Raw genomic sequence first — 26,128 nt, forward strand, 5'->3', positions numbered from 1 at the left:
CGATCGCCAACACCTCGGCCGAGGGTTGCGTTTCCAGGATCGCGGCGGTTTTGCCGCCGGGCGCGGCGCACACGTCGAGTACGCGTTGGCCGGCTTGCACGTCGAGTAGTTCGGCGGCCAGCTGAGCGGCGGCATCTTGCACCGATACGCGACCGTCCGCGAAACCGGGTAGTTGTTCGACGGACAACGCCTGGTCCAATCGCAGCGCGGTCGCGCAGCCGTCCACCGCTTGGGCCGCGATGCCGGCCGCGGCCAGTTCGTCCAGATACGCGCCGCGTTCGCCGCGCAGTGCGTTCACGCGTAGCATCATCGGTGGGGCGTGGTCGTCGGCACTGAGCAGCCGGGGGTAGTGGTCGGGCCAGTCGGCGGCAAACGCGGCGATCATCCAGGCCGGATGGTTGGAACGGGCTTGGTCGTCTTCGGCGCAGGCGGCGGTCAGCGCTTCGGCATCGCGCAGATACTGGCGCAGCACCGCGTTAACCAGGTTTTTGGCCCAAGGTTTGTGGCTGGTGGCGGCGACGGTTTCCGAGACCGCCGCGTGCGGCTTGACCCGCATGTGCTGCAGCTGATAAAGCCCGACCAACAGTAAAGCCTTGATATCGGTATCCTTGGCTTTCAACGGCCTGGACAGTAGTTTGCCGAGCATGAATTCCAGTGCGAAATAGTGGCGGATTACGCCGTAGCAGCAGGCTTGGACGAAGGCCTTGTCCTGGTGGTCCTTGATTTTGGGCAGGCCGGCGTCGAGCGCGGCGGTCAAGGAAACGCCGTCGGCGAGGACCTTGGCGAGTATCTGCGCCGCGCAGCCGCGAAGGTTCATAATCCCAACACCGCGCCGTCGGCCGGATGGGCGTTCAGGAAGTCGCGGGCGTTCAGCCGTTTGCCGCCCGGTAACTGCACTTCCAGCAGCCGCAAGGTGCCGGCGCCGGTGGCGACGTCCAAAGCGTGCTCGCCGCAATCCACCGTTCCCGGCGCGCCGCGGAGCGGCCGGGCTACCACGGCGGCCCGCCACACGCGCAACACTTGACCGTCGAAGCTGGTTTGCGCGACCGGCCAGGCATTCAGACCACGAATTTTGCGGTCCAACGCATCGGCGGATTCCGACCAATCCAGAATCGCTTCGGCTTTTTCGAGTTTGTGGGCGTAGGTGACGAGCGCTTCGTCCTGCGGCTCGGCGACCACGTTGCCGGCGGCGATTTGATCGACGACTGTGACTAAGCCTTCCGCGCCCATCAGTGCAAGGCGGTCGTGCAGTTCGCTGCTGGTCGACGTCGGGCCGATCGGGCAGGCGACTTTGTACAGCATGTCGCCGGCATCCAGCTTTTTGACAACTTTCATGATCGTGATGCCGGTCTCGACATCGCCGGCCATCACGGCGCGATGGATGGGGGCCGCGCCGCGCCAGCGCGGCAGTAGCGAGCCGTGGACGTTGAGGCTGCCGAATTTGGGAATGTCGAGTACGGCCTGCGGCAGGATCAGCCCATAGGCGACCACCACCAGTAAATCCGGCTGTAAGGCCGCCAGCGCTTCAATCGCGCCAGGTTGTTTGAAGTTTTCCGGTTGGTAGACTGGAATGTCGTGCGTCATAGCCAGGGTCTTGACCGGACTGGCGGTCAGCTTTCGGCCACGACCGGCGGGGCGGTCGGGCTGGGTGTAAGCCGCGACGACTCGATGCCGCGAAGCGATCAGGGCTTGCAGCGTCGGTACCGCGAAGTCCGGCGTGCCGGCGAAGACGATGTTCATCGGGAAGTCCTTTATAAGCCCTGAGACTTGTGGATTTTGTCCAATTTGGCCTTGATCCGGTTGCGTTTGAAAGGGGACAGGTAATCGACGAACAGCTTGCCGAGCAAATGGTCCATTTCGTGTTGTATGCAGACGGCCAACAGGTCTCTGGCTTCGATTTCGAAGCTTTGGCCGTCGCGGTTTAGTGCCCGGACCTTGATATGCTCGGCGCGACTGACTTTCTCGAAAAAGCCGGGAACCGATAGGCAGCCTTCCTCGGATTCCTCGACGCCGTCGCGCTCGATGATTTCCGGGTTGATCAGGCAGATCGGTTCGTCCTTGTTCTCGCTGACATCCATAACCAGTACGCGCTTATGCACGTTGACCTGCGTCGCGGCCAGGCCGACGCCCTTGGCGGCGTACATCGTCTCCAGCATATCATCGACCAGGGTTTTGATGTCGTCGTCGACCTGGCTGACTTCCGCGGCGACCGTGCGCAGCCGTTTGTCGGGAAATTCCAGGATCTTAAGAATACTCACCCATTACTCCAGTTAATTGTATCGGTAAGCCGCTAATTTTATCCGAAATCGGTTCGGCTTTGAATTCGAAGCGGGGATGGCCTTGGCGGCGAAGCCGGCGCGGGGCTGGCATTCCATCGCAAATCATCTAAACTGTGCGCCGTCATCCATCATGTTACCGTTGCGGCGCGGCCAACAAATCAAGGGGCCATCAATAGGCTGACTTTCGGTCTCGGAATTGTCATTTGTCTCGTTTAGCTCGGTTTTTTCAGGACTTCCTATGTTTTCGCGCACCTTACCGGCAGTTTTGCTTTTCCTGGCTCTGGCATGCGCCGCGGTTCGGGCCGACGAGTTGCAAATCAATCCCAACCATCCGGACCAGTACACCGTGGTCAGGGGCGATACCCTGTGGGACATCTCCGGGAGGTTCTTGCAACACCCCTGGCAATGGCCGGAACTTTGGCGCAACAACCCTCTGATTAAGGACCCGCACTGGATTTATCCGGGCGATACGCTTTATTTTTCCTACGTCAACGGCGCGCCGCGTCTGAGTTTGACACCGCCGGGCGGCGACGAAAAAGTGCTGCCCAAGGTGCGAGAATCGGCGGTGGACCGCGCGGTGCAAATGATTCCGAGCGATGCGATCGTCCAGTTTTTGAATTCGCCGAAAGTGGTCAGCGCCGAGGAATTGCAAAACGCGCCCTACGTGATCGGTTTCGTCGGCGAGCATCTGATCGCCGGTGCCGGCGACGGTGTTTACGTACGGGGTATCGACGAGCCGCAAAGCCTGGGGTACACAATCTTCCGGCAGGGAAAGCCTTATGTCGATCCGCTGAGTCAGGAAATTCTCGGTTACGAGGCGCAATTCGTCGCCGACGCAACCCTGCAGGATATTGGCGATCCGGCCACGTTCGCGGTCAATAAGTCGGATACCGAGATTCAACGCGGCGACCGTTTGATGCCGACCGCGGCGGGCGAAATGGCCTTGAACTATTTTCCGCGTCCGCCGGAAAAACGGGTGGTCGGCAGCATCATTCGGGTCATGGGGGGCGTGTCGCAAATCGGCCAGCACGATGTCGTGGTCATCGACCGGGGTAGCGCCGACGGCCTGGAAGCCGGGCATACTCTGGACGTCTACCGGCGCGGGCAGATGATACTGGATCGCTATCAGTCTCAGCAGCCGGTCGCGGTGAAAATGCCGGATGAGCAGGCTGGGGTTCTGATGGTATTTCGGCCGTTCGAACGGGTCAGTTATGCATTAGTGATGAAGGCCACCGCGGCGATGCACACCTTGGATCGGGTGCAAACGCCTTGACGCGGGACCTTCAAGTTCCCTCGAGACCTTCGGACCTCGCTTGAAAGACGCTGGGCATCCGGAAACTCGGCAGTGGCTGGCTCTTCTGCGCATGCCGGGGATCGGCGGCAAATCGGTGAGGCGATTGTTGGAGCGGTTCTCGCCCGCCGATGTGTTGGCCGCGTCCCGCGCCGATTTAAGGTCGCTCGACTTTAGCGAACGGCAAATCGATGCCATTCTTCAGCCGGACTGGCAGCGTGTCGACTACGATTTGTCTTGGCTGTCCCAAGCCGGAAATTACATTCTGACGCTGGATGATCCGGAATATCCGGCCCAACTTCGGGAAATCGCCGATCCGCCGCCGGTATTGTTCGTCAAAGGAAAACCGGAACTGTTGTTGGAACCGCAACTGGCCATCGTCGGCAGTCGCAATCCGTCGCCGCCTGGGGTGGATACCGCGACCGAGTTCGCCAAGGCCCTGGCCGAGGCCGGCTATACCGTAACCAGCGGCATGGCGCTCGGCATAGACGCCGCCAGCCACTGGGGCGCGTTAAGCGTTGGCGGTAACACCGTCGCGGTGGCCGGCACCGGTTTGGATCGAGTTTATCCGGCTTGCCACAAAGCGCTGGCCACTGAAATCGCCGCGAAAGGTGCGTTGGTTTCTGAATTTCCGCCGGGTACCACCGCGAACGCCGGACATTTCCCCAAACGGAATCGCATCATTAGCGGATTGTGCGTTGGTTTGCTGGTCGTCGAGGCCGCCCAACAGAGCGGTTCGTTGATTACCGCCCGCTTAGCCTTGGAACAAAACCGCGAAGTGTTCGCGATTCCGGGCTCGATTCACAACCCGCTGGCGCGCGGTTGCAACGGTTTGATCCGGCAAGGCGCTAAATTGGTGGAAACAGCCGATGATATTTTTGAGGAATTAGGCCAATACAATCAACGCAGTATGCGGTCTGGCCCCGAATTACCGCAGACGGCGCTTGACCTGGAACAACAAAATCTATTGAATTTGATTCCGTACAGCCCCACAACGGTTGATACGTTGGTCCGGAACAGTAGCTGGGCGGCGGAGGAAGTGTCGTCGATGCTGTTGGTGCTGGAGCTGCAGGGCTATATAGCCGGGGTCGCCGGCGGTAGCTACCTCAGAATCAAGTAAAGGCTTTTAATGAAAGAAGACATTTTTGATGTGCTCATCTATCTGTTCGAAAACTATCTCGACGGCGATAGCGATAACTATCCCGACACTTCGGTCATTGCCAGCGAACTGCTGGATGCCGGTTTTCAGCAGCCCGATGTCAATAGAGCCTTCGATTGGCTGGAGTCGCTGGCCGATATTGAAACCATCTCGACGATCGCTTCCCCGTCCTTTCGGATATTCGGCAGTCAGGAAATGGCGGTTTTCGATCTGGAATGCCGCGACTTTCTGATGTATCTTGAGCACACCGGTATCTTAAGTCCGGCGAATCGGGAGATTGCCATTGATCGGGCGATGGCGCTGAAGGAAGAAGAGATTACGTTGGACAAGTTGAAATGGATCGTGTTGATGGTGCTGCTGAGTCAGCCCGGTGACAGCGCCGCTTTCTCTAGAATGGAAGATATCGTTTACGATCTGATTCCGACTTCTTTGCATTGATAGTACACGGATAGCATGAGCAAGAGTTTAGTCATCGTAGAGTCTCCGGCTAAATGTAAAACCATCGAAAAATACCTTGGAAAAGACTTCCAGGTGCTGGCTTCATACGGTCATGTTCGAGATTTGATTCCCAAGGAGGGCGCCGTCGATCCGGAAAACGGTTTCTCGATGAAGTATCAGGTCATCGATCGCAATCAGCGCCACTTGCAGGAAATCGGCAAAGCTCTGAAAAATGTCGATACTTTGTATCTGGCAACCGACCCTGATCGCGAGGGTGAAGCGATTTCCTGGCACGTCTACGAGCATTTGAAGGAAAAGAAGCTGCTCAAGGATAAGGAAGTTCTGCGGGTAGTCTTCCACGAAATTACCAAAAAAGCCGTTACCGAAGCGATCGCTCATCCGACGGAACTTTCCAATAATCTGGTCAACGCCCAGCAAGCGCGGCGGGCCTTGGATTATTTGGTCGGTTTCAACCTGTCGCCGCTATTGTGGAAAAAGATCCGGCGCGGTTTATCGGCCGGCCGCGTGCAAAGCCCTGCGTTGCGGATGATCGTCGAGCGCGAACTGGAAATCGAGGCGTTTAAAACTCGCGAATATTGGTCGCATACCGCCGACGCCAGCGCGCAAGGTCAGCCTTTCAAAGCCAAGTTGACGCACTACCGCGGCGAGAAACTCAATCAATTCAGTTTTGCCGACGAAGTAGCCGCCACCGCAGCCAAGCAGTCACTGCTGGAACAGGCCGACGGCAAGTTGATCGTTGCCAAACTGGAAAAAAAGCAACGAAGCAAGAATCCGGCGCCGCCGTTCATAACCTCGACATTGCAACAGGAAGCGGCGCGTAAGTTGGGTTTCACGACTAAGCGAACGATGATGGTCGCGCAGCAACTCTACGAGGGCATCGATCTGGGGGGCGAGACCGTCGGTTTGATTTCCTATATGCGTACCGACTCGGTCAACCTGGCCGACGAAGCCATCGCCGACATTCGCGCCCTGATCGCCGAAAAATACGGTGCGGCGGACGTGCCGAAGGAACCTCGGCAGTTTAAAACCAAATCAAAAAACGCTCAGGAAGCCCACGAGGCGATTCGGCCGACCTCGGTACAGCGTTTGCCGGAACTGGTAAAAAACCGGCTTAGCGCGGAGCAATTCAAGCTCTATGATCTTATCTGGAAGCGCACCGTCGCCTGTCAGATGATCCACGCCACCTTGAATCAAGTGGCGGTCGACCTGAATTGCGGTAGCGAACAGAACGTGTTTCGTGCCACCGGTTCCACGGTGACCAATCCCGGCTTCATGAAGGTGTATTTGGAAGGCGTGGACGACAGCAAGGAAGCCGCCGACGATCAGGACAGTCTGTTGCCGCCGATGGAAGAAGGTCGCCCGGTGGTGTTGAACGACATCGCCGCGACGCAGCATTTTACCGAGCCGCCGCCGCGTTACAGCGAGGCGAGTCTGGTCAAGGCTCTGGAAGAACACGGCATCGGTCGTCCGTCCACTTACGCGACGATTATCTCGACCTTGCAAAATCGCGAATACGTGACGATAGAAAATAAGCGGTTTTATCCGACCGATGTCGGGCGCATCGTCAACAAGTTCCTGACCGAACATTTCACCAAATACGTCGATTACAGCTTTACCGCCAATCTGGAAGACGACTTGGATGCGGTGTCGCGCGGAGAGAAGGATTGGATTCCGTTGATGAACGACTTTTGGCGGCCGTTCACGCAATTGATTAACGAGAAAGAAGAGAGTGTGCAGCGCAAGGATGTGACCCAGGAAAGCATAGACGAGGCCTGCCCGGAATGCGGTAGCCCGTTGTCGATCCGTTTGGGGCGTAACGGTCGTTTCATCGGCTGTACGAATTACCCAACCTGTTCTTATACCCGAAATATCGGCGAGGAGAGCAGCGTTACAACTGCCGAGCCGGAGGTGGCCGAAGGTCGCGATTGTCCGAAGTGCGCGTCGCCGTTGGTCATCAAGACTGGGCGATACGGCAAGTTTCTGGGGTGTAGTGCCTATCCCAAGTGCAAACACATCGAACCGCTGGAAAAGCCGCAGGACACCGGTGTTGAGTGTCCGCAGTGCAAGCAAGGCAATATCCTTAAGCGCAAGGCTCGTAGCGGCAAAATTTTCTATTCCTGCTCCGAGTATCCCAAATGCGACTACGCGCTATGGGACGCGCCGATTAAGGAAGCCTGTCCGGAGTGTCATTGGCCGATTTTGACGTTGAAAACCACTAAGCGGCGCGGAACGGAAAAAGTTTGCCCGCAAAAAGAGTGTAAATATGCAACGCCTTACGAAGGCGATCCTGACGATGTTAACGGACCCGCTTAAAACTCGATTGGGGTAATCGGTGGCGTTGGCGGGTGGGCCTGAAAAACTAGACGCTTCCGGTTATTCCTCCGCATAAGGGACTTCGGGCAAGGCGAGAGCTTGGCCGATCGATATTCCGTTGTCCGCCGCGAAGCCGGCATTGACTTCTAGCATGTACTTGGTCGCGCGTGCCATTTGGTAAACCCGGCACGGATCCCTGCGGCAGGGCGGCAAATTATCAAGGATGGCGACGACGCGGCCGCTGTCGTCCAAGAACAGCACATCCAGCGGTAGTAAGGTATTTTTCATCCAGATCGAGATGCGTCTGGCGCTTGGATAAACAAACAACATGCCTTCTCGTCGCCCCAATTCCCGTCTGTGCATCAATCCTCTTTCGCGGCTGTCGCGATCGGCCGCGACAGAAACCCACAATGCCAAGTGTTGGTCGGGCAAGTTGATCAAAGTGTTGAAACCCGAATCTTGGGACGCGGCTTCAAGGCGGCAGGAAAAAGTCGTTAGCCACATCAGTAGCAATAAAATGCGAGTTTCGGATAGAGTCATGCCGGAATCAGACGGGCCGGGTTGTGTTTGGGGGGGCGGCTGATTATAATGCCGCGTTCATTTATTTTGCGAGCGTGGCGAAATTGGTAGACGCGCTGGATTTAGGTTCCAGTGGTAACCCCGTGGGAGTTCGAGTCTCCCCGCTCGCACCATAGTCTCTTACGCATGGATACTGCGTCCAAGTCTTTAGCTGGCTCCGCTGATCGATTCCCCCATTTATTTTTTTAATTTGTTCGAGGTAATGCAATGCAAGTTTCTGTCGAGAAGACATCCGAATTAAGCCGAAAAATGACCGTCAGCATTCCTGACGCCGTGGTTCAGGAAAAAATGGAAACTCGTTTGAAGCGCTTGGGGCGGGAAGTCAAAGTGGATGGGTTTCGGCCGGGCAAGGTGCCGGCCAGCATGATCAGGAAACTGTACGGCGAGCGAGTGCGCGGAGAAGTCACCGGCGATTTGATTCAAACGACGTATTTCGAAGCGCTTCAGCAGCAGGAGTTGGTGCCGGCCGGTCATCCGCATATCCATCCCAGCGAAAAGACCGAGGGTTTCGAGTACGTCGCGGAGTTCGAAGTCTACCCGGAAGTGACCCTGGATGGCATATCCGGGCTGCAAATCGAGCGTCCGAACGCCACGGTCGAGGAAGCGGATGTCGATGCGATGATCGAAAAGTTGCGTCAACAAAAGAAAACTTGGGCGGAAACCGAGAGGGCCTCGCAAGAAGGCGATCAAGTGACGATTCATTTTTCGGGTGTTTCCGAAGGCGAGAATTTCACCGACGGTAAAGTCGAGAATTACAAAGTCGAAATTGGCGCCAAGCAAATGATTCCCGGTTTTGAAGACGAATTGAAGGGTTTGTCGGTCGGCGCCACCAAGACTTTTACAGCGACTTTCCCAGAACAGTACAACAACCCGAAACTGGCGGGTAAATCGGCTGAGTTCGAGGTGGAACTCGTCAAAATCGAAGAACCGGTCTTGCCGGAAGTCAACGAAGAGTTCATTAAGGCCTATGGAGTGGAAGAGGGTGAGCTTGCGGCCTTCCGTTCGGACGTTCGCGCCAATATGGATCGGGAGTTGGTCAACGCACTGAAAAACAAATTGAAAACCGCCGCGATGGATGCTTTGTTCGAAAACATCACGTTTACGATTCCGAACGCATTGATCGATCAAGAAGTCGAAGCTCTGATGCAGCCCTACGCCGAACGTGCCAAAAACATGCGGTTGAAGCTGGAAGACCTGAATCTTCCCCGCGATACTTTCGAGGCGCAGGCAAAACGTCGCGTCGCGCTAGGCTTGATTTTGGGCGAGATTATTCAGAAGAACGAGATTAAAGTCGACGCCGATAAAGTGCGCGAAGTCGTTGAAGACATGGCAAAAAGTTACGAGCGTCCGGAAGACGTCATCAATTGGTACTACGCGGATAAAGCCCGCTTGAACGAGGTTCAGCAGATGGTTTTGGAAGATCAGGCTGTTGCTTGGATAGTAAGTCAGGCTAAAATCACCGACGTGACGGTAGGATTTGATGAAGTTATGGAAAAACGTTAACTAAATGAGGGCTTATGATGTTTAACCAAAATGCGATGAACGATATGATGGCACCCCAGGCCGCTGGCGGGTTGGTGCCTATAGTGGTTGAACAAACAGCCCGTGGGGAAAGATCGTTCGACATTTACTCCCGTCTGTTGAAAGAGCGGGTGATATTTCTGGTCGGCAAGGTTGAGGATTACATGGCTAATCTGGTTGTGGCCCAACTGTTGTTTCTGGAATCGGAAAATCCGGACAAGGACATTCATTTGTATATCAATTCGCCGGGCGGTTCGGTAACGGCCGGGATGGCGATTTACGATACGATGCAGTTCATCAAACCGGACGTCAGCACAATGTGCATCGGCCAGGCCGCCAGTATGGGAGCCTTGCTGTTGGCGGGCGGCGCGGCCGGCAAGCGTTACTGCCTGCCGCATTCCAGAGTGATGATTCACCAGCCCTTGGGCGGTTTCCAAGGGCAGGCGTCCGATATCGATATTCATGCGCGGGAAATTCTGGCGATTCGCGATCGTTTGAACAAGGTTTTAGCCAACCATACTGGACAGACCTTGCAAAAAATCGAGCAAGATACCGATAGGGACAATTTTCTCAGCGCCGACCAAGCCGTCGAATACGGTTTGATCGATAAAGTGTTGGCTAGCCGTATTGCGTGATAGCAAGGCGCGGCGCTGATAGGTGCCGCGCCCTGCTTGGTTTTGTTTAATTGTTCATCGAAACGATGAAGCGATCTGTTTGGATGGAGTTGGTCCATGAGTAGAGACAAAAAAGGTAAAGACGACGAGAAGCTGCTTTACTGTTCTTTTTGCGGTAAGAGTCAAAACGAAGTCAGGAAGCTAATCGCCGGCCCATCCGTCTACGTCTGCGACGAATGCGTTGAATTATGTAACGAAATTATTCGCGACGAATTGATGGAAGACCAACTGTCGTCCGGATCGTCCGCGGCCCTGCCCAAGCCGAAAGAAATCAAGGCGGAACTCGATAACTATGTGATCGGTCAGGACAAGGCTAAAAAAATCTTGGCCGTTGCCGTCTACAACCACTACAAACGCTTGCGTAGCAATAGCAAAAAATCGGATGTCGAATTGGCGAAGAGTAATATTTTGCTGATCGGTCCAACCGGTTCTGGTAAAACGCTGTTGGCCGAAACGCTGGCCAGATTGCTGGACGTTCCGTTCACGATCGCGGACGCCACGACGCTGACTGAAGCCGGTTATGTCGGCGAGGATGTCGAGAACATCATCCTCAAAATATTGCAAAAATGCGATTACGACGTCGAAAAGGCGGAGACCGGTATCGTTTATATCGACGAAATCGACAAGATTTCCCGCAAATCGGATAATCCTTCGATTACGCGTGACGTGTCCGGCGAGGGCGTGCAGCAAGCGCTGTTGAAGTTGATCGAAGGCACCGTGGCTTCCGTGCCTCCGCAAGGCGGCCGCAAGCACCCCCAGCAGGATTTTCTGCAGGTCAACACCGCGAACATATTGTTCATAGTCGGTGGCGCGTTTGCAGGTTTGGACAAAGTGATTAAACACCGTACCGAAAAAGGTGGCATTGGCTTTTCCGCCGACGTTAAAACCAAGGACGACAAACGCAATGTTGGCGAGATCTTCGCGGACGTGCGTGCCGAGGACCTGATCCGGTATGGTTTGATTCCGGAGTTCGTTGGACGCTTGCCCGTGATCGCTACGTTGGATGAGTTGGATGAGGATGCATTAATTCAAATTCTGACTCAGCCGAAAAATGCGTTGATCAAGCAATATAAGCACTTGTTCGAAATGGAAGGTGCCGAATTGGAGTTCCGCGACGATTCGTTGTCGGCGATTGCCCGCAAATCCATGGAGCGCAAGACCGGCGCCCGCGGTCTTCGAACCATCGTCGAAAACGTGCTGCTGGACACGATGTACGAATTGCCTTCCAACGAAAAAATCGCCAAGGTCGTTATTGACGAAACGGTGATACTTGGCAAGTCCGAGCCGATTTTGGTGTACGAGACCGAGCAGAAAATGGCCGCCTCCGATATATGATGGTTCAATTTTTGCTCTTTTAAGCCCGATCTGCGGCGAAAAGAGGCGTTTATCTTCGGATAAGCGCCTCTTTTTTTTGTTTCGCCGGAAATACTTGTTTTCTGAAACATCAACCTCATATAGGATTACAGTCAGTTTTCAGTTGCTCAAGAGGGCTAAGCCAATGACCCATTCAAAATCCACAGACGAATTAATTCCCGTACTGCCGCTCAGAGACGTGGTAGTTTACCCGCACATGGTCATACCGCTGTTTGTCGGCAGAGGAATGTCGATAGATGCTCTCGATGCGGCTATCAAACAAGACAAGCAAGTCTTGCTGGTGGCACAGAAGCAAGCGGATGTAGACGCCCCTGGCTTTGACGACTTGTATAAGGTCGGTACCCTGGCCAACATTCTGCAGTTGCTCAAACTGCCGGATGGGACTGTCAAGGTGTTGGTGGAAGGCAATCAACGTTGCTCGGTCATTCAATATCAAGAAGTCGAAAATTATTGCGCGGCTCGCGTCGTCGAATTGGAAGACGAAATCAATGTTTCCGAGCAGGAATTGGATGTGTTGCAGCGAACCGCGATCAACTCCTTCGATCAGTATGTCAAGCTGAACAATAAGATTCCGCCCGAAGTTTTGAATTCCTTGGCCGGCATCGATGACCCCAGTCGCTTAGCCGACACGATGGCGGCGCATATGGCGCTGAAGGTCGATGAAAAACAAGCCATGCTGGAGTTGGTCGATGTCGCCGCGCGTCTGGAAAATCTGATGACCTTGATGGAAGGCGAGGTCGATATTCTGGAAATGGAGAAAAAGATTCGTGGCCGGGTTAAGAAGCAGATGGAGAAAAATCAGCGAGAGTATTACCTGAATGAGCAGATGAAGGCGATTCAGAAAGAACTCGGCGAAATGGATGAAGCCAGCAACGAAATCGAGGAACTGGAGAAGAAAATTGCGGCGGCGGGGATGACCGCCGAGGCGAAAACCAAAGCGACCGCGGAACTCAATAAGCTGAAAATGATGTCGCCAATGTCGGCGGAAGCGACCGTGGTGCGAAACTACATTGACTGGATGGTCAATGTACCTTGGAAAAAGAAAACCAAGGTGAGGCACGATTTGAAGGTGGCGGAAGAGGTTCTGGAAGCAGAGCACTACGGTTTGGAAAAGGTCAAGGAGCGCATCCTCGAATACTTGGCCGTTCAGCAGCGCGTTAAGCAATTAAAAGGGCCTATCCTGTGCCTAGTCGGCCCTCCGGGTGTCGGCAAGACTTCTCTGGGACAGTCGATTGCGCGTGCCACCAACCGTAAATACGTGAGAATGGCGTTGGGCGGCGTACGCGACGAGGCCGAGATTCGCGGTCATCGCCGCACCTATATCGGTTCGATGCCTGGCAAGATTTTGCAAAATCTGTCTAAGATCAAAACTCGCAATCCGATGTTTCTGCTGGACGAAATCGATAAAATGGCTATGGATTTTCGTGGCGATCCGGCTTCGGCATTGTTGGAGGTTCTGGACCCGGAACAAAATCATACCTTTTCAGATCATTATCTGGAGGTCGATTTCGACCTGTCCGACGTTATGTTCGTCGCCACCGCGAACACGATGAATATCCCAGCGCCGTTGATGGACCGGATGGAAATCATCCGCTTGTCCGGCTATACCGAGGATGAAAAAATAAACATCGCGCTCCGATTCCTAGCGCCCAAGCAAATCAAGAATAACGGGTTGGCTGAATCCGAGATTCAAATTTCCGAATCTGCCGTCAAGGACATCATTCGCTACTATACCCGCGAGGCTGGCGTGCGCAGTCTGGAGCGCGAGATTTCCAAAATTTGTCGCAAAGTCGTCAAGGATCTTTTGCTCAAGCCCAGGAAGTCGAAAATCGTCGTCAATGACAAGAACTTGGATAAGTACTTGGGCGTTCGGCGCTTTAGCTATGGGATGGCCGAGGATAACGATCAGGTGGGTCAGGTCACCGGTTTGGCTTGGACTGAAGTCGGGGGTGAGTTGTTGACCATCGAAACCGCGGTTATGCCGGGTAAGGGTAAGCAACTGGCGACCGGTAAGTTGGGCGACGTGATGAAAGAGTCGATTGAGGCGGCGGTGACGGTGGTGCGTAGCCGCGCGGATATCCTCGGTATCGATAGCGACATTTTTCAAAAAACCGACATTCATATCCACGTCCCGGAAGGCGCGACCCCGAAAGACGGCCCCAGTGCGGGTATTGGCATGTGCACCGCGATTATTTCGGCTTTGACGAAAATTCCGGTACGCGCCGACGTGGCGATGACGGGAGAAATTACGTTACGTGGCGAGGTGTTGCCGATCGGGGGATTGAAGGAAAAATTGTTGGCGGCGCATCGTGGCGGCATTACGACGGTGGTTATTCCGGCTGAGAACGAAAAAGACCTCACAGAGATTCCGGAGAACATCAAACGCAATCTGACCATCAAGTGCGTACGCTGGATAGACGAGGTTCTCGGCTTGGCCTTGCAGCATCTGCCGACCCCGATTTCTCCGGTGGCGGAGATTGCCGAATCTCCGAGCGGTAAAGTTGACCCGATCAAGCCGGGCGTCGTTGCCCACTGACGGCTCGACCAAGCGGGAAACCTTGTAAATCAAGGACTGCAACGCTTGACACGGCTTGTGGGCGGTTGATATAAATGGCGGCCTCTCTACACCAGAGAGACCGTCATCGGGTTGGTGGATAGCCGGTTGGCACAAACCGCTTGTTTGCAGAGCAATAATTAATAAAACGACATCCTAAGGGGAAATAAATGAATAAATCGGAACTTATCGATGCAATCGCCAGTGCGTCCCAATTGACAAAAGCCGATGCCGGTCGCGCATTGGATGGATTTATCAAAGCCGTCGAAGATTCGCTGAAAAAAGGCGAAGCCGTCGCACTGGTTGGCTTTGGTACATTCGAAGTTAAAGAAAGAGCGGAACGTAAAGGCCGCAATCCACAAACCGGCGAAGAGATCACCATCAAGGCCGCAAAAATTCCTTCATTTAAGGCTGGCAAATCTTTAAAAGATGCTGTAAACTAGTCGCTCTTTAGTCGGGTGCTTAGCTCAGCTGGGAGAGCGTCGCCCTTACAAGGCGAGGGTCGGGGGTTCGAACCCCTCAGCACCCACCAGACTTTGGAGCGGTAGTTCAGTTGGTCAGAATACCGGCCTGTCACGCCGGGGGTCGCGGGTTCGAGCCCCGTCCGCTCCGCCAAAACAGAAACCTCGGGCCGTTGTACGGTGCGAGGTTTTTTTTTGCGTGTTAAATTTTGCCTGAAGCGCTCAGGTGTCATTCTGTTTTAAGGACAGCGTTTATGCTTTTAGAAATAAGAGAAAAGGTGCAGGGTATCTTTGCATCAATCATATTGATCTTGATATGCGTGCTCTTCGGTTTGTGGGGTATCCAAAACTATCTCGGCGGCGGTAAGGAAATTCCGGTCGTATCGGTAGGCGATAAAGACTTCTATCAGCGCGATGTTCAGCAAGCCTATCAGCAATTCGCGCAGAATCTGGCGGGAATGAAGTTCGACGAAGAGACCCTAAAAAAACAGGCCCTGCAAAAACTGATTCGCGACGAAGTTTTGCTGCAATATGTGCAGGACGAAAAGCTGCTGGTCAGCGACGAAACCGCCCGCGAATTTATCCAAGGTTTGGAGTATTTCCAAAAAGACGGCAAATTTGACAAGACTCAATATCAAACCTTATTGGGCTCGCAAGGTATGTCGTCCGCCGAGTTTGTGAATCGAATCAAGAAGGCTTTGGTGATGGAGCAATTTCAACGGGCGATTATCGATACCAGTTTCGTAACGCCGGCCGAAATCGACAACTTCTTTAAATTGCAAAATCAAACCCGCGATATTGAATATTTGACCCTACCCTTGGTCAAGTCTACCGAGCAACCCAGCGAAGAAGACATCAGCGCCTATTATCAACAGCATCAAGATGCCTATCAGACTGAAGAGCAGGCCTCTATAGACTATGTGGAACTGTCCTTGGATAAATTGGCCGGCGAGATTAAGCCGACCGAAGACCAGCTGAAGGCTTATTACGAAGAGCAAAAAGCGCAGTACACTACAAAGGAACGCCGAAAAATCAGCCACATACTGTTTGCGGTTGGTAAGGAGCAGACCGATCAAGCCGCGCTGCAAAAAGCCCGGCAAGCCCAAGCCGCGTTGCAATCCAAGGATTTCGCCGCGGTTGCCGCCGAAATGTCCGACGACAAGTTGAGCGCTAAAAAGGGCGGCGACTTGGGGCTGATTGCGCCAGGCGTCATGGAAAAGCCCTTCGAGGAAGCGGCATTGGCGTTGCAGGTCGGTCAAGTATCCGAGCCGGTCAGGACCTCGTTCGGCTACCATCTGATCAAGGCGACCGAATTGGTGCCAGGCGAAATTAAAACTTACGAGCAAGTCAAGGCCGATGTCGCCAAGGCTTACCAAAAAGCGCAGGCGGAGACTAAATTCAACGAACTGGCCGAGAAACTGGCCGAAGTCAGTTACGAGAATCCGGACAGCCTTGCCGCCGCTGCCGACCTACTGGGCGTGCAACCGCAGAAATCAGGAGTGTTTACCCGTGCCAACGGTGTCGGTATCGCCGCGGAAGAGAAAGTTCGCGCCGTTGCATTTTCCGAAGACGTGTTAAAAGGTAGCAATAGCGAGCCTATTGAAGTTGGTGGTGACAAACTCGTCGTGTTGCGGATGGCCAGTCATCAGCCTGCGTCGGTCAAGGAACTGCAGCAGGTGAAGGCTGAGGTTGCCGCCGCGATCCAGCGCGATCGCGCCAAACAGCAACAGGCTGCGTTGGCCGAGCAGATCCGTCAGGAGCTGGCGGGTGGAAAGAGCTTAACGCAAATTGCGGATGCCCGGCATTTGCAGGCCAAAAAAGTCAATGGCTTGACCCGGATCAGCGGCGATCTGGCGATGCCGGTCAATCAGGCTGTCTTCAAGGCGGCCAAGCCCAAGTCCGGTCAGCCTAGCGTGACGATTATCGACGACGAGAGCGGTGCCAAATTAATTGTTAGCATCAATCAAGTCAACGAAGGCAGAATGACCGATGCGGATAAAAACAAACAAGCCGTGATTGCCAAGAATATGGCGGGCGCGTTCGGCAAGGCTCAGTTCGAATCGGTGTTGAATGCATTGCAAGCCAAGGCGGATATCGAGATCCACGCGCCAAAGCAATAAGGTATCGTGATGACTATGAAAAGGGAGCTTAGGCTCCCTTTTTTTATGGGCGTGGGCACACGTTGCCGTCAGGTTCATCTCTTCCGCACATTGAGTTACCGGGCGGCGATCATGGAACTGACAAGTCTGCGTGCGGTATCCGGTCACCTCTGTGCTTGTCAGCGATTATCGGGGATGAGATTCCGGTATCGTCGGGATTCGAGATAGTTGTTCTGTTCGAGCTAGGCTTGCGATAAACTTTAGAAGTAACTACTCAGCGTGACACGCAGGGACTCCTCTCCGCTCGGAGAGGGTTGAGTGGGGCGAGATTGAGGCTTTTTTGTTGAATTCGCCTCAACCACCTCGATCAAAAGGGGGCGATCGGCGATTTGCAAGGTGATGCGATTCACTGATTAGTTACCTTAAAAATTAACAACCGGACCGTTGCCACGCAACTCTGTCCTTTCTTTAACGGCTTGATTTTAAGGAGCTACATGATTATCAAACCTCGCGTTCGCGGTTTTATGTGTGTCACCACCCATCCGGTCGGCTGCGCCGCCAACGTCAAACAGCAAATCGACTACGTTAAAAGCGGCGGAGCGATAGCGGGTGGCCCCAAAAACGTACTGATTTTAGGCGCATCCACCGGCTACGGTTTGGCGTCGCGTATCGTCGCGGCATTCGGTGCCGGCGCCAAAACCCTAGGGGTGTTTTTCGAACGCGAAGGAACCGCCGATAAACCCGGTACCCCCGGCTGGTACAACTCCGCGGCTTTTCATCAATTCGCCGAAGCCGAAGGTTTGTATGCGAAAAGTATCAACGGCGACGCCTTTTCCGACGATATCAAACAAAAAGCGATAGATGCCATCAAACAGGATTTCGGCAAAATCGATCTGGTGGTCTACAGCTTGGCCGCGCCGCGCCGCACCCATCCGAAAACCGGGGTGACCTACAATTCGACGCTGAAACCCATCGGCAAGGACTTGGTGCAAACCGGTATCGATACCGACAAAGAGGTCATCAAGGAATTCACGCTGCCTGCGGCATCCGACGAAGAAATCGCCAATACCGTCGCGGTGATGGGTGGCGAAGACTGGCAAATGTGGATAGACGCATTGGCTGACGCCGACGTTCTGGCGCCCGGCGCAAAAACCACGGCGTTCACCTATCTTGGCGAGAAAGTAACCAAGGACATCTATTGGGACGGTACGATAGGCGCGGCGAAGCAGGATTTGGACAAGCGCGTTGTCGACATACGGCACAAGCTGGCCGCGCTAGGCGGCGATGCCAGGGTGTCGGTATTAAAAGCCGTGGTCACCCAGGCTAGCGCTGCAATTCCGATGATGCCCTTGTATTTGGCGCTGTTGTTCAAGGTCATGAAGGAAGCTGGTACCCATGAAGGTTGCATCGAACAAGTCAACGGCTTGTTCCGGGACAGTCTCTATGGGGCAGAGCCGATTCTCGATGAAGTAGGTCGCATTCGCGCCGACTTAAAGGAATTGGCCCCTCAAGTACAAGATGAGGTCAGCGAGCTCTGGTCTCGGATCGATAACGAAAATATCAACGAGTTGACGGACTTTGCCGGCTACAAGCAAGATTTTCTGCGGTTATTCGGCTTCGAGGTCGATGGCGTGGATTACGACGCTGACGTCAATCCGGAAGTGCCGATCGTCAATTTGGCTTAGGCGGGGAGATTCGGTGGGTAGCCATCGTTGCCCACCGGCAATTGCTAGGCGCGGTACACCGGAGAAGTCCCGGATACTTCGTTGAAGAATAGGTCGACAGGCCGGGGTGGATTGGGTTTGAACCGCCCCGGTTCAAAATCAGTGTCTCCGACACTTTTGTTTACACTCCGCCAATCATTGGAACTATGCAAACTTCCTCCGTTACCAGAGACTGGATACTCTACTCATTGCTTGGCTTGGTTATCGTACTGATTTTGCTAGCAATGTATCAAATCGATAGGCAATGGCTGAAGCTCAGCGACATGCAAACCGCACTGGCAGATCAGGCGCAAGCGGTGAGGGAGTTGCGCGGTCTGGCCGGTAGCGGGGCGTTGAGCGCGCAAACGGCGAACCCGCCAAGCAGTCAGGTTGCTCAAGCCTTTCAGCGCGCCTACGCGGCAACCAAGTTGGCCGATTACGCCCGTGGCGATTGGAGCGTCGAAGCCTTCGGCACTAATCTGAAAACCATCACGCCGCTGATATCGACCGATGCTTACGCCGCCAACGTGCAAAGTTACGTGCAGGAAAGCCTGATCACCCGCAATCCGGATACCTTGGCCTGGGAAGGTTTGGTCGCGAAAAACTGGACGGTTAGCGAGGATGGTTTAACGATCAGCTTTGACTTGCGCGACGACGTTTCTTTTTCCGACGGCCAGCCGCTGACCGCTGAAGACGTGGCGTTCACATTTACGTTCATCATGACCGACGCGATTCAGGCGCCGCGCGACCGTGCTTATCTGGAAAAGATTCAGTCAGTCAAGGCCGACGGCAAAGATCGAGTGACGTTCGTGTTTAAAGAGCCTTATTTCGAGGCGCTGTCACTGGCCGGCGGCATGAACATCATGCCCAAGCATTTTTACGAACCTTATCTAAAGGAACCGCAAAAATTCAACGAATCCAAAGGCTTGTTGCTCGGCAGCGGCCCTTATAGATTGGCCGACCCGAAAAACTGGACCCCGGATCAGGGCAGCGTCGAATTGTTGCGCAACGAGCGCTATTGGGGCGACGTTCAGCCGGCCTACAACCGCATCCTCTGGAAAATTATCCAAAACGACAGTGCCCGTTTGACCACCTACCGCAACGGCGACATCGATTCCTACTCGGCGCGCCCGGTCGAATACCGACAGCTCCAAAACGATGCGCAAATTCAGGGCAAAAGCCAGAGCTTCGAATACATGCCGCCGGTCGTCGGATACAGCTATATCGGCTGGAACCAGATACGCGGCGGTAAGCCGACTCGTTTCGCCGACAAGCGGGTACGTCAGGCCATGACCTACCTGACCGATACCGGCCGGATTATCAAGGACGTGTTTCTCGGTTACGCCGAGCCGGCAGTCAGTCCGTTCGGCAACGCCAGCAAACAGCACGCCGCCGCCTTGCAGCCCTATCAAGCCAATCTCGATAAGGCCAAGGCTTTGTTGAAAGAAGCCGGCTACGAAGATCGCAATAAAGACGGCGTTTTGGAAGACCAGGCCGGCCAAGCATTCGAGTTCAAACTGACCTATTTTCAGGCCAACGAAGATACCAGCCGTATGGTGCTCTTGCTGAAAGACCTGTACGCCAAGGCCGGGGTCAAATTGGTGCCGTTTCCGCAGGAATGGCCGGTGATGCTGGAAAATCTGGATAAAAAAGACTTCGACGCGATCACCTTGGGCTGGACCAGCAGCATCGAAACCGACTTGTACCAAGCCTTCCACAGCTCGCAGGCGATCAGCAAGGGCGACAATTTCATCGGTTACCAGAATCCTGAATTGGACAAGCTGATCGATGAAGCTCGCCGTACCGTCGACGAAGCCAAGCGCATGCCGCTGTGGCAACAGGCGGAACGCATACTCTACGAAGATCAGCCGTACACGTTCCTGATGCGCCGTAAAAGTTTGTTGTTCGTCGACAAGCGCATCCACAACCTGCAAATGACCAAGTTGGGTCTGAATCTGGGCTCGCTGCCGCTGGAAAACTACGTGCCGCTGGCCCAGCAAAAATACACGCAATAAAGTCATGACGAGCTTGCAGCGCTGCGTCACCCCGGCAGGGATTGCCGGGGACCAGATACCATGGAGGGTGTTGGCCTTGAACGTCCCTGAAGTCTGGAGCTCGGCAATCCCGGCCGATTTGACATGGATTTTTCTCTCGGCACTCAAAAGGAATTCGTTATGCTGACTTATCTGCTGCGCCGCCTGTTGTTGATGGTGCCGACCCTGCTCGGCATCACCGTGGTCGTGTTTGCCGTGATGGCAGCCTCGCCGGGCGGTATCAGCGCCCAGACTTTGGTCGGCGGCATGGACATGAAACCGCAGGAAAAGCAGGCTTTGCTGGATTATTACAACAAGCGCTACGGCCTGGATCAACCTGCGCCGCTGCAATACCTGCGTTGGCTGAACAATGTGTCGCCGATCGGCTTCGTCGACGACGAACAAGGTCATAAGTCGTTCTCGCTGACCAAAGGCATGGACCTCGGTACCAGCTTTCAATACGGCCGACCGGTCGCCGACATTCTGGCCGAACGTATCCCGATTACCTTGTTGCTGAATCTGGTGACCATACCGTTCACTTATGCGCTGGCCATCTGGATCGGCATGAAGTCTGCAACCGAACGCGGCGGCGCCTTCGACATCGGCGCAAGCTTGTCGATGTTGGCTCTGTGGTCGATTCCGACCATGCTGGCCGGCGTGTTGCTGCTGGGCTTTTTCGCTAATATCCAATATTTCCAATGGTTCCCGACCGCGGGCCTCAGCGCCCGCGAGGCGCTGGACATGCCGTTTCTGCCGCATTGGAACGACAGCGGCTTCGTGCGCGGCTTTCTGCTGGACCGGATCTGGCATCTGGTACTTCCGGTGATCTGCTTGTCCTACGGCGGTTTCGCCGCGCTGGCGAAATTGACCCGCACCTCGATCCTGGAGAACCTGCACGCCGACTACGCCCGCACCGCCCGCGCCAAGGGTTTGGCCGAACGCGACGTGCTGTGGACGCACGTGTTCCGCAACAGCTTGTTGCCGTTGATTACGGTTTCGGCCGGCTTGTTGCCTAGTTTGTTGGCCGGCTCGTTGATCGTCGAGAACATTTTCAGCATCAACGGCATGGGCCAATTGGCGGTGGAAGCGGTGAAGGGCAGGGACCGCGAGCTGGTGTTGTCGATTACCTGGATCAGCGGCTTTCTAACCCTGGTCGGCTATTTGATCGCCGACTTCTGCTACACCTTGGCCGATCCTAGGGTGAGTTATGACTAAGTTGCTACAACCCCGGTCCTTAAACATCGTTCGCCCTGAGCTTGTCGAAGGGCGCACCACATCAGGCTTCGAAAAGCCTGTCCTAAGGGCAGTCGCAGGGTTCAGACTCTATATCCCAGAGGGTGGCAACGGAATAGCTGTAAAAATCAGGGGTAGGTTAAAAGTCGCATCGTGCGAATCGACTTGCCGCTATACGGCGTATCAAACAGGGTAGCCAATGGCGTCATCTCCTAAACCCTTAATCAGCCGGCAATCCTTCTCCGCCCGCATCTGGCGCCGCACGCTGGACGGCGTCGGCGTCAAATTCGGACTGGCCTGGGTTGGCGTGTTGGTGTTGTTCGCGGTGTTCGCGCCGTTTCTCGCCAACTCGATGCCGTTATTGATGAGCAAAAACGGCGAGATTTCCGCGCCGGTGTTGCGTTATCTATCGATTGAGGATGCCTGGATACTGGTGGCATTTTTCATCGCGCTGGCCGTGTCCCGGCTGCCGCTCGCGGGCGGTGCCAAGTTTCTAGTATTTTTGTCCGGCACCGCCGTCGCCGCACTGGTCGCCAACCTGACCGTGCAACCGCCAGCCTTGGTGATTTACGACGATTTTCGCGGCCCGGAATATGTGCAAGTCGATTGGAAAATCATGCCGCCGATACCCTATGCGCCCGGCGATTATTTACGCGATCTGGGCAGCAAGGGCCTGGAGGCGCCGTTCGCCAGCGCGGGCCACACCCACTGGATGGGCACCGAGGAAAACGGCGCCGACGTGCTGAGCCGCATGATCCACGCCAGCCGGATTGCATTGAGCATAGGCTTCATCGCCACCGGCATCGCGCTAGCCATCGGTATCGTCGTCGGCGGGCTGATGGGCTATTTCTCCGGCATCGTCGACATGCTCGGCATGCGGCTGGTGGAAATCTTCGAGGACATTCCGACCTTGTTTTTGTTGCTGACCTTCGTCGCCTTCTTCGGCCGCAGCCTGTACATGATGATGGTGATTATCGGCGTCACCGGCTGGTCCGGTTACGCCCGTTACGTGCGTACCGAGTTTTTAAAACTGCGCAAGCAGGATTACGTGCAAGCGGCGATTGCCAGCGGTTTACCGCTACACTCGATACTGTTCCGCCATATGCTGCCCAATGGCGTCGCGCCGTTGTTGGTCGCGGTCAGCTTCGGCGTGGCCGGGGCGATCTTGTCGGAAGCCACGCTGAGCTTTCTCGGGCTTGGCGTGGTCGATGCGCCGTCCTGGGGGGCGATGCTGGATCAGGCGGTCAAGTCTTCGACCTTCAATTGGTGGATGGCGGTGTTTCCGGGCGGCGCAATTTTCATGACCGTGTTTGCCTACAACCTGATCGGCGAAGCCTTCAGGGACGCCATCGATCCCAAGCTATCGCGCCGCAACGGAGGCGAGTCGTGAGTTCGCCGTTACTGCAAGTCAAACACCTGCGCACCTATTTACAAACCGGGGGCGAGCCGGTCAAGGCGGTCGAGGACGTTAGCTTCGACATTCCGCAAGGCGAAACCTTTTGCCTGGTTGGCGAATCCGGCAGCGGCAAGTCGATCAGCGCCTTGTCGGTGATTCGCCTATTGCCGGACGGCATCGCCAGCCATCCGAGCGGCGAAATCATTTTCGACGGCCGCGACCTGCTGGCCTTGCCCGACGCCGACATCCGCCAAGTGCGCGGTGCTCAGATCGCGATGATTTTTCAAGAGCCGATGACTTCGCTGAATCCGGTGCTTAGCGTCGGCGAGCAAATTATCGAAGCGTTGCACCTGCATTTTCCAAACATGAGCGCGGAAGAAGCGGAGCAACGCGCGGTCGTGGCGTTGACCCAAGTGCAAATCCCCAACCCCGGCGCGCGCTTTCGCGATTACCCGCACCAATTGTCCGGCGGCCAGCGCCAGCGGGTGATGATAGCGATGGCCCTGGCCTGCCAGCCCAAGTTGTTGATCGCCGACGAACCGACCACTGCGCTGGACGTCACTGTGCAGGCCGAAATCCTGCGCCTGATGCGGCAATTGCAGGACGACACCGGCATGAGCATGCTGTTCATTACCCACGACTTCGGCGTCGTCGCGCAAATGGCGCACTGGGTCGGCGTGATGCAGTTCGGTCGTCTGGTCGAGGCCGGCCGCTGTCGCGAAGTGCTGAGTAGGCCGCGACATCCGTATACCCAAAAGTTGCTGGCCTCGGTGCCGGAAAATCTCGCCAAACCAGATGCCTCCGCACCGCCAACCACCGTTCGCGCTGAGCCTGTCGATGCGCCAGCTTTTGAAGGCTCTCACCGCGCCTGCGGTGAGAGCAGCGTCGTTAAACTAAGCCGCTTGCTGAGCGGAGTCGAAGCAAACGGCGCCAGCTCCGCTCAGCCGGCCGTTTTCGCAAAGACAAGTTCCGGCAATACGCCGTCCCAAGTGGCAGTGCAGTCTCAAGCCTTAATCCAAATCCGCAACCTGAAAGTCTGGTTTCCGGTGCGTAAGGGTTTGCTGCGCCGGGTGGTCGATCACATCAAAGCGGTCGATGATGTGAGCCTGGACATTCCGCGCGGCGAAATCGTTGCGCTGGTCGGCGAATCCGGCTGCGGCAAAACCACGCTGGGCCGGGCGGTGTTGCAACTGGAGCCGCCGACCGCCGGGAGCATCAAGATAGCCGGCCGGGAACTGGTCGGATTATCCGCAAAAGAATTGCGGCCGATGCGCCGGCAGATGCAGATCGCCTTTCAAGACCCGCAATCGTCGCTGAATCCGCGCCTGCTGGTCGAAACCACGCTGACCGAGCCGATGCAGGTGCATGGCATCGGCGCCAACCGCGACGAGCGCATCGAACTGGCCGAGCAATTGTTGGACGACATGCAACTCGGTCGCGAGGCGCTGTGGCGCTACCCACACGAATTCTCCGGCGGCCAGCGCCAGCGCATCGGCTTGGCGCGGGCCTTGGCCCTGAACCCGGAATTCATCGTCTGCGACGAGATCACCAGCGCGCTGGATGTGTCGGTGCAGGCGGAAATCCTGCAATTGCTGTTGGAGATTCGCCGCCGGCGCAATCTGACTTTGTTGTTCATCACCCATAACATCGGCGTGGTGGAGTATTTGAGCGACAGGACGGTGGTGATGTATCAGGGGAAGATTGTTGAGCAGGGTTCGACGGCTGAGGTTTGCGGGGCGCCGGAGCATGAGTATACGCGGAGGTTGTTGGGGGCGGTGCCGAGGTTGGTGGTGTAGAAGATTGTTCAAATGATGCGCGGTTTTTTGTAACGAGGTTATGAAATACGAAGTTCGACTCCTTTCCTGCGGAAAATGCCCCAATATTCCTATTTCGAAGGAAGAGTTTTTTGAACTTGTGGACGCGCGTGAGAAATTGAGATGCGGGTATTCATTAGAAGAAAAATTCGACTACCTGATAGCAAATTATCTGGACTGGGAGCGAGCCCTGATAGATATGTCGTTATCCGGTATCGTTCGTAGTCCACAATCCTATTCTGAAATTCAAGTTGGTTGGGGAAACTTAAATCTACGGTTAATAAATCTACTTACTTCAACCAAGCTATATCTTGACCAGTCTCCGCAGGACCTCAAGAAAGTTCTTTCCTCCCAAGTGATAGCCACTGACCAGCTCAATATGGAGAAAAAGCGCTTATATGATAAATGTTTCAATTACCGACTCATGGAAGCGATGCGCAATCATGTCCAGCATAGAGGTACCCCAATTCATTTCTTCAAGCCGGAAACTGATCGGCATCGTGGACCGAATGAATCGATTGAATTTCGTTATGACGTATATGCTCGAAAGAGCGATTTGATTGAAGCGGGAAAATTTAAGGCCAGTGTTCTCGCGGAAATGTCGAATGAAGTAAGTCTTTCGGCGGCCGTGCGAGACTACATATCTTGCATCGGTAAAATTCAAAATCTAGTGCGAGAACTCACCCAAAACGAAATTGATAGAGCGCGAGGCAAAATCGATTCTATGCATCAGCGTTATAAGAATCTGTATGTAGGTGACACCATCGGGCTAGCTGCCTTAGCGACATCAAAAGACGATAAACAGAATGTTGTTCCGCTTTTGGTAGACTGGGATGACGTCAGAATAGAATTAGCAAATAGAAATTCTGTTCCGGAAAATTTATCGGCCCTATACGTTTCAACGCGCGTTAGCCCGATTAATCCTCGAAGATACGATTAGCGGCAGCGTATCGTACGCAGGGTTTTGAATTGCCATTACTTGTTTTAATGTCGGGTCTCGGCCCGACAGCCGAGTTTCTTTCTTTTGTTTGGCCAAAAGAAAGAAACCAAAGAAAAGGCCACCCCATGCCGCTTGTTCACTCGGCACATCCTTGTGCCTCGCCCTTCGGGTGCTATCGCATGCAAACCGGCTATCCTGCCGATTTGTCCTGCGCGCCGGCGATTTCGGCGAGGGTTTTCGGAAGGG

General features: G+C 54.9%; 20 protein-coding genes and 3 tRNA genes. 19 read left to right on the forward strand and 4 right to left on the reverse strand.

Annotation, left to right across the window (positions count from 1 at the left end):
* The 3 genes from A1355_RS21345 to def form a co-directional block, all read right to left on the reverse strand.
* Positions 1-817 (reverse strand): transcription antitermination factor NusB (locus A1355_RS21345; protein ID WP_331710130.1); only part of this gene is annotated, 817 nt, incomplete at its 3' end.
* Complete coding sequence (gene fmt, locus A1355_RS21350; RefSeq protein ID WP_064031307.1) at positions 814-1,740, reverse strand: methionyl-tRNA formyltransferase; 927 nt, start codon at positions 1,738-1,740, stop codon at positions 814-816. The genes A1355_RS21345 and fmt, both read right to left, overlap by 4 nt.
* Before the next feature lie 11 nt (positions 1,741-1,751).
* Entirely contained in the window at positions 1,752-2,258 is a 507-nt protein-coding gene (gene def / locus A1355_RS21355; protein ID WP_064031308.1) for a peptide deformylase, read from the reverse strand.
* A gap of 259 nt (positions 2,259-2,517) precedes the next feature.
* On the opposite strand from def, the gene A1355_RS21360 reads away from it, so the two are divergent.
* The 4 genes from A1355_RS21360 to topA all read left to right on the forward strand — a co-directional run bounded on the left by A1355_RS21360 (position 2,518) and on the right by topA (position 7,501).
* Complete coding sequence (locus A1355_RS21360; RefSeq protein ID WP_064031309.1) at positions 2,518-3,552, forward strand: LysM peptidoglycan-binding domain-containing protein; 1,035 nt, start codon at positions 2,518-2,520, stop codon at positions 3,550-3,552.
* A gap of 91 nt (positions 3,553-3,643) precedes the next feature.
* Positions 3,644-4,690 (forward strand): DNA-processing protein DprA, encoded by a 1,047-nt coding sequence (gene dprA / locus A1355_RS21365; protein WP_064031310.1) that lies wholly within the window; start codon positions 3,644-3,646, stop codon positions 4,688-4,690.
* A 9-nt stretch (positions 4,691-4,699) separates the two neighbouring features.
* Positions 4,700-5,167 carry a DUF494 family protein gene (locus tag A1355_RS21370; protein WP_064031311.1) on the forward strand — a complete coding sequence of 156 codons (468 nt, stop codon included), beginning with the start codon at positions 4,700-4,702 and terminating at the stop codon, positions 5,165-5,167.
* Positions 5,168-5,182: 15 nt separating this feature from the next.
* Positions 5,183-7,501 carry a type I DNA topoisomerase gene (topA, locus tag A1355_RS21375; RefSeq protein ID WP_064031312.1) on the forward strand — a complete coding sequence of 773 codons (2,319 nt, stop codon included), beginning with the start codon at positions 5,183-5,185 and terminating at the stop codon, positions 7,499-7,501.
* A gap of 60 nt (positions 7,502-7,561) precedes the next feature.
* On the opposite strand, the gene A1355_RS21380 is transcribed toward topA, so the two are convergent.
* A complete protein-coding gene (locus A1355_RS21380) occupies positions 7,562-7,918 on the reverse strand; it encodes a DUF192 domain-containing protein (protein ID WP_197471875.1) in 357 nt (118 codons plus the stop codon).
* Positions 7,919-8,109: 191 nt separating this feature from the next.
* Between A1355_RS21380 and A1355_RS21385 the strand changes: the two genes are divergently transcribed.
* The 15 genes from A1355_RS21385 (at position 8,110) to A1355_RS21455 (ending at position 25,882) form a co-directional block, all read left to right on the forward strand.
* Positions 8,110-8,193 (forward strand) — tRNA-Leu (locus tag A1355_RS21385).
* A gap of 94 nt (positions 8,194-8,287) precedes the next feature.
* On the forward strand, positions 8,288-9,583 hold the full coding sequence (tig, locus tag A1355_RS21390; protein WP_064031314.1) for a trigger factor: 1,296 nt from the start codon (positions 8,288-8,290) through the stop codon (positions 9,581-9,583).
* Between the two features lie 17 nt (positions 9,584-9,600).
* On the forward strand, positions 9,601-10,236 hold the full coding sequence (gene clpP, locus A1355_RS21395; protein WP_064031324.1) for an ATP-dependent Clp endopeptidase proteolytic subunit ClpP: 636 nt from the start codon (positions 9,601-9,603) through the stop codon (positions 10,234-10,236).
* 96 nt (positions 10,237-10,332) lie between these two features.
* Complete coding sequence (gene clpX, locus A1355_RS21400) at positions 10,333-11,610, forward strand: ATP-dependent Clp protease ATP-binding subunit ClpX (protein ID WP_064031315.1); 1,278 nt, start codon at positions 10,333-10,335, stop codon at positions 11,608-11,610.
* Between the two features lie 163 nt (positions 11,611-11,773).
* Positions 11,774-14,185, forward strand: a complete 2,412-nt coding sequence (gene lon, locus A1355_RS21405) for an endopeptidase La (protein ID WP_064031316.1) — start codon at positions 11,774-11,776, stop codon at positions 14,183-14,185.
* A 188-nt stretch (positions 14,186-14,373) separates the two neighbouring features.
* Positions 14,374-14,646, forward strand: a complete 273-nt coding sequence (locus A1355_RS21410; RefSeq protein WP_064031317.1) for an HU family DNA-binding protein — start codon at positions 14,374-14,376, stop codon at positions 14,644-14,646.
* Positions 14,647-14,659: 13 nt separating this feature from the next.
* Positions 14,660-14,735: transfer RNA gene (locus A1355_RS21415), tRNA-Val, on the forward strand.
* Positions 14,736-14,741: 6 nt separating this feature from the next.
* Positions 14,742-14,818 (forward strand) — tRNA-Asp (locus A1355_RS21420).
* 100 nt (positions 14,819-14,918) lie between these two features.
* Positions 14,919-16,784 carry a SurA N-terminal domain-containing protein gene (locus A1355_RS21425; protein WP_064031318.1) on the forward strand — a complete coding sequence of 622 codons (1,866 nt, stop codon included), beginning with the start codon at positions 14,919-14,921 and terminating at the stop codon, positions 16,782-16,784.
* 473 nt (positions 16,785-17,257) lie between these two features.
* Positions 17,258-18,448, forward strand: a complete 1,191-nt coding sequence (gene fabV / locus A1355_RS21430; protein WP_064031319.1) for an enoyl-ACP reductase FabV — start codon at positions 17,258-17,260, stop codon at positions 18,446-18,448.
* A gap of 185 nt (positions 18,449-18,633) precedes the next feature.
* Positions 18,634-20,481: an ABC transporter substrate-binding protein gene (locus A1355_RS21435; RefSeq protein ID WP_064031320.1), complete on the forward strand. Its 1,848-nt coding sequence runs from the start codon at positions 18,634-18,636 to the stop codon at positions 20,479-20,481.
* A gap of 159 nt (positions 20,482-20,640) precedes the next feature.
* Positions 20,641-21,714, forward strand: a complete 1,074-nt coding sequence (locus A1355_RS21440) for an ABC transporter permease (RefSeq protein ID WP_064031325.1) — start codon at positions 20,641-20,643, stop codon at positions 21,712-21,714.
* Between the two features lie 217 nt (positions 21,715-21,931).
* The gene (locus A1355_RS21445) at positions 21,932-23,122 is read left to right on the forward strand and encodes an ABC transporter permease (protein ID WP_064031321.1); all 1,191 of its coding nucleotides are present in this window, start codon (positions 21,932-21,934) and stop codon (positions 23,120-23,122) included.
* On the forward strand, positions 23,119-24,924 hold the full coding sequence (locus A1355_RS26310) for an ABC transporter ATP-binding protein (RefSeq protein WP_064031322.1): 1,806 nt from the start codon (positions 23,119-23,121) through the stop codon (positions 24,922-24,924). The genes A1355_RS21445 and A1355_RS26310 overlap by 4 nt, the downstream gene beginning before the upstream one ends.
* Before the next feature lie 40 nt (positions 24,925-24,964).
* On the forward strand, positions 24,965-25,882 hold the full coding sequence (locus A1355_RS21455; RefSeq protein ID WP_064031323.1) for a hypothetical protein: 918 nt from the start codon (positions 24,965-24,967) through the stop codon (positions 25,880-25,882).
* The last annotated feature ends 246 nt before the right edge of the window (positions 25,883-26,128 follow it).

Origin of the sequence: Methylomonas koyamae, from assembly GCF_001644025.1 — a bacterium.
GTDB lineage: Bacteria > Pseudomonadota > Gammaproteobacteria > Methylococcales > Methylomonadaceae > Methylomonas > Methylomonas koyamae_A.

What these genes read in the sequence shown, in the direction of transcription:
- fmt (WP_064031307.1), bottom strand. Translation starts at nt 1,740, where the DNA reads ATGAACATCGTCTTCGCCGGCACGCCGGACTTCGCGGTACCGACGCTG.
- A1355_RS21360 (WP_064031309.1), top strand. Translation starts at nt 2,518, where the DNA reads ATGTTTTCGCGCACCTTACCGGCAGTTTTGCTTTTCCTGGCTCTGGCA.
- dprA (WP_064031310.1), top strand. Translation starts at nt 3,644, where the DNA reads ATGCCGGGGATCGGCGGCAAATCGGTGAGGCGATTGTTGGAGCGGTTC.
- A1355_RS21370 (WP_064031311.1), top strand. Translation starts at nt 4,700, where the DNA reads ATGAAAGAAGACATTTTTGATGTGCTCATCTATCTGTTCGAAAACTAT.
- topA (WP_064031312.1), top strand. Translation starts at nt 5,183, where the DNA reads ATGAGCAAGAGTTTAGTCATCGTAGAGTCTCCGGCTAAATGTAAAACC.
- tig (WP_064031314.1), top strand. Translation starts at nt 8,288, where the DNA reads ATGCAAGTTTCTGTCGAGAAGACATCCGAATTAAGCCGAAAAATGACC.
- clpP (WP_064031324.1), top strand. Translation starts at nt 9,601, where the DNA reads ATGTTTAACCAAAATGCGATGAACGATATGATGGCACCCCAGGCCGCT.
- clpX (WP_064031315.1), top strand. Translation starts at nt 10,333, where the DNA reads ATGAGTAGAGACAAAAAAGGTAAAGACGACGAGAAGCTGCTTTACTGT.
- lon (WP_064031316.1), top strand. Translation starts at nt 11,774, where the DNA reads ATGACCCATTCAAAATCCACAGACGAATTAATTCCCGTACTGCCGCTC.
- A1355_RS21410 (WP_064031317.1), top strand. Translation starts at nt 14,374, where the DNA reads ATGAATAAATCGGAACTTATCGATGCAATCGCCAGTGCGTCCCAATTG.
- A1355_RS21425 (WP_064031318.1), top strand. Translation starts at nt 14,919, where the DNA reads ATGCTTTTAGAAATAAGAGAAAAGGTGCAGGGTATCTTTGCATCAATC.
- fabV (WP_064031319.1), top strand. Translation starts at nt 17,258, where the DNA reads ATGATTATCAAACCTCGCGTTCGCGGTTTTATGTGTGTCACCACCCAT.
- A1355_RS21435 (WP_064031320.1), top strand. Translation starts at nt 18,634, where the DNA reads ATGCAAACTTCCTCCGTTACCAGAGACTGGATACTCTACTCATTGCTT.
- A1355_RS21440 (WP_064031325.1), top strand. Translation starts at nt 20,641, where the DNA reads ATGCTGACTTATCTGCTGCGCCGCCTGTTGTTGATGGTGCCGACCCTG.
- A1355_RS21445 (WP_064031321.1), top strand. Translation starts at nt 21,932, where the DNA reads ATGGCGTCATCTCCTAAACCCTTAATCAGCCGGCAATCCTTCTCCGCC.
- A1355_RS21455 (WP_064031323.1), top strand. Translation starts at nt 24,965, where the DNA reads ATGAAATACGAAGTTCGACTCCTTTCCTGCGGAAAATGCCCCAATATT.